Below are 3,097 nucleotides of genomic sequence, written 5' to 3' on the forward strand. Positions count from 1 at the left end.
GGGCGGGGACGACCGCCGACATCTGTACCCCGGGCGCGAGGTAGCGGCTCACCTCGCCGGCACCGGTCAGGTAGGCGGCGAGGAACTCCCCGACCGCGGAGGACAGATCACCCTGCGGGACGCTCACGCCGTACGGCGACTTCGCCACCTCGGCCCGGGCCGGGCCGGCCACCACGCCCGGCGCACCGGTCACCGTGAACGAGGCGCCCGAGGCGTCGGCGGCCACCGGGACGGCGTAGAAACGCAACCGCCCGTCGGCGTACTGCGCAGCCACCGTCACCGACCACGCGCCACCCTTGCGCTGCGCACTGCGCACCGTGGTCACCGACTGCGGCGACGACTGCGCACCCGCTGCCGGGCTGGGCAGCGCGACGTCCGGCGCCATCGACTGCGCAAGCCGCGACTGCGCACTCGTCGCATCATCGGCGCTGCTGCGCAGCCACGCGCTGACGAACACCTGCGCATAGCCGGCCGGGTCAGCGGCGGCCGTCGCGGTGCGCACGACGGTGGGCCTGGTCGCAGTAGCCGCCTCGACCCTGGTCGCGCTGGAGGCGACGGCGACGGCCAGGGCGGCGGGGCCGGCCGCGATGACCATCCAGATGGCCAGGCGCGAAAGACGGACGCGGCGTCGCATCGCCTCCAGCCGGGCGCCACCCGGCATCGGAGCAGCAGCCTCGCTCGGTGAGGCCTGCGTGCCAGGAGACATGGTCAAACTCCCAGTTCAGAAGGTGTGATTGCGGACCTTGAGAAAACCCGCCGACCCCGACCCGACCATCGACCACGAACCCCCGACCACGGTCACGATGGAGACACGAAGCCCCTGGTCGGCCTCCTGGTTGGCCCAACCACAGACCCGACCACGAGGTCGACGCGGGTCTGCCGACACTCACCGCGTCATCCGCCCGCAATGCGCCGACGAATGCGCGAACACCCCTCTGCCGCACCCCGGCCAGCGCCATACGCGAGTGCACAGAACGCCACCAGATTCGCGGGGCGGCTGCGCATCGCACGGCCCTGCACACGAGGCATCGGGCTGCACGAGCCGCCCTGCGCACCTGCTGCACGCAACCCGACTGCGCACGACACCCCCCGGGGACCGTTGCGCAGCCCGATTGCGCAACGCCCACGGAAGCTGCGCAGTCGGGCTGCGGAAAGACAGCGCACCGTGCCCGAACGCCGTGGGCGGCCCTACCACGAGCCCTACCACGACAGTCAGGCAGCTCCGCTGCCGGATCGTGACCGATGGTCGGGGTTCATGGCCGTCCATCTGGTCGGGGAGGCCGGGTGAGCTGACGGCATGGAACGCACGTACGCCTCCGCAGCCGTGCCCACCGGCCGCCCCACCCCGGCGGGCACGGTGCGCTGCCGTGGACAGCGCACGCGGCCTGGACCCAGGACGGCTCGATGAGCGGTTCCGGGTCCGGGATCCGCCGCGGCGTGATGGCGGCCGATCAGTTCACGCAGATCGCCAACGCGCTGTTTCGCGACAGCCGCATCTCCTACCGGGCGAAGGGACTCTTCGGCTGCATCAGCACCCACCGCAACGGGTGGCGGGTCACCATCGCCGCCCTCGTCGCCCTGGGCCCTGACGGGCGGGACGCGGTGCGGGCCGGACTGAACGAGCTGGAGAGGTTCGGCTACCTGGTCCGCGATCGCGTGCGCCGTCCCAACGGCACCCTGGGAGAGATCGTTTACAGCATCACCGACCGCCCCGCCGCCGGGAGCCTTGCGCCGACCGAGTCGGCATCCACCGTCCAGGAACCCGGCAGCGATGCCGGCTTCGGCGCGGGCATCCGCCGCGGTGTCATGGCAGGAGACCAGTTCACGCAGATCGCCAACGCGCTGTTCCGTGACAGCCGCATTTCCTTCAAGGCCAAGGGGCTGTTCGGCTACATCAGCACCCACCGGGCCGGCTGGCAGATCACCGTCGCCCACCTGGCCCGACACGGCCGCGAACGCATCGACGCCGTAACCACAGGCCTGGAAGAACTCCAGCACCACGGATTCCTGCTCCGTGAGCAAGGCCGCAACACCGACGGAACGCTCGGACAGGCCCTCTACGTCATCACCGACCTGCCAGCCCTGCAAAACCCCAGCTCACCACCAGAGTCGGGATATCCAGGATCGGCTGAGCCAGTGTCGGCTGGCCTCGGCACTAAGAACACCATCATCAAGAAGACCAACAAGCAGAACACCAAACCCCTCCGTCCGTGCGACCACGGCGACGCCCCGCACCACGCACAAACGGCCCCCTCGCACGCCACCACGTCGCCGACGCCTGCGGCAGACGAGATACACGCAGGCATCCGGCTCCTGCTTCAGATCGGGGCGGACCGGCCGGAACTGCTGCTGACCGGGCCGGCGCTGACCGACCAAGGCCGCGTGGCGACCGTGATGATGGAAGCAGGCTGGAGCGCCGAGCAGCTGCGCCACATCATCACCGGCCGACCGCTGCCCACCCCGGTGCGCACCTCCATCGGCGCGATCATCGCCGCCCGGCTCCGCGCCGCCCAGGCCTACCCGCCGCCCGTTACTGCCGTCGCCCGCCAGGACGCGGCCCCGCTGGACGAACCGCTCGCGGACGCGACCAGCAAGCAGTCATCGACCGTGGCTGCCGGCTCCGTGACCCAGGCCCTCACCTACCGGGCCCTTACCGAGTGCACCGACTGCGGCGTGCCCGCCACCGCCCCCGGCGAAGACCTCTGCCCGGCCTGCCTCGGCTGGCCGCTGTGCCGTACCTGCCCCGGCCCGACCCGCAGGCGAGCTCACCCCGACGGCGACGGCCGCTGCACGACGTGCGCCGGCGCCCTCGCCGACTCTCCAGAAGGAACCAACCCGTGACCGACACGCCCCGCACCCCACCGCCGTCCGCAGCCGCACCACTGCCAAGTCCCTGCGCCCTTGGCCCGGGCCGACGGGAAGCGGAACACTCCCACGCCCTGAGCACCGGCCCCGTCCGCAACCACACGTGCACGGCCGCCTGCGAACCCTCACTCGCGGACGAACACACCCGGCGGGACCGGCCCGCCGAGACCCTGCCCGCCGACAGCCGCCCGCCTGAACGTCCCCACACCACCGGCGCCCTCCCGCCGGCCAC

At 71.8% G+C, this 3,097-nt stretch carries 2 protein-coding genes; one reads left to right on the top strand and one right to left on the bottom strand.

Translation table 11 applies throughout. The features are described 5' to 3' along the window. Window positions 1-706, bottom strand: a 706-nt coding sequence (locus ABT085_RS45225; protein WP_351622761.1) for a conjugal transfer protein, incomplete at its 3' end; no start/stop codon positions are given. A 698-nt stretch (window positions 707-1,404) separates the two neighbouring features. Between ABT085_RS45225 and ABT085_RS45230 the strand changes: the two genes are divergently transcribed. Continuing rightward, window positions 1,405-2,841, top strand: coding sequence for a hypothetical protein (locus ABT085_RS45230; protein WP_351622764.1), 1,437 nt, complete (start codon window positions 1,405-1,407; stop codon window positions 2,839-2,841). The last annotated feature ends 256 nt before the right edge of the window (window positions 2,842-3,097 follow it).

It is taken from the genome of Streptomyces sp. NPDC002265, from assembly GCF_040296125.1.
Classification (GTDB): domain Bacteria; phylum Actinomycetota; class Actinomycetes; order Streptomycetales; family Streptomycetaceae; genus Streptomyces.

Excerpts from the sequence above, each read along its gene's own strand:
- ABT085_RS45230 (WP_351622764.1), top strand. The coding sequence starts at position 1,405 with ATGAGCGGTTCCGGGTCCGGGATCCGCCGCGGCGTGATGGCGGCCGAT.